1 protein-coding gene is annotated in these 367 nt (G+C 48.0%); it reads left to right on the top strand.

Annotation, left to right across the window (positions count from 1 at the left end; all coding sequences use genetic code 11):
- Nucleotides 1-367, top strand: a 367-nt coding sequence (locus tag B3O33_RS03600) for an aminotransferase class I/II-fold pyridoxal phosphate-dependent enzyme (RefSeq protein ID WP_292362950.1), incomplete at both ends; no start/stop codon positions are given.

Raw genomic sequence — 367 nt, 5'->3', positions numbered from 1 at the left:
GATTCCGAAATCTATTTTGATGAAGCTTTGCCACCAGTTGGTCTGCTGCAGGCAGCTGTTGCCGCAGGTTATACAGATTTAAGCCGTTGTGTGGTATTTCACAGTCTTTCCAAGCGCTCCAACGCACCTGGGCTGCGCAGCGGATTTGTTGCGGGTGATGCCACAATAATGAAATCTTTCCTGCGCTACCGCACCTATCATGGTTGTGCCATGCCTCCTTCAACCCAGTCAGCCTCTATTGCCGCCTGGTCAGATGAAGCTCATGTTGTACATAATCGTCATTTGTACAGAGAAAAATTCACTGCCGTGCTCGATATTCTGTCACCGGTAATGAATGTGACTCAGCCTGAAGCAAGTTTTTATCTGT

The sequence above is a fragment of the Methylophaga sp. UBA1464 genome, from assembly GCF_002325665.1.
In the GTDB taxonomy this organism is placed as follows: Bacteria; Pseudomonadota; Gammaproteobacteria; order Nitrosococcales; family Methylophagaceae; genus Methylophaga.
Note: the sequence above shows the minus strand (reverse complement) of the source record. Positions and strands in the feature narration are given on the sequence as shown.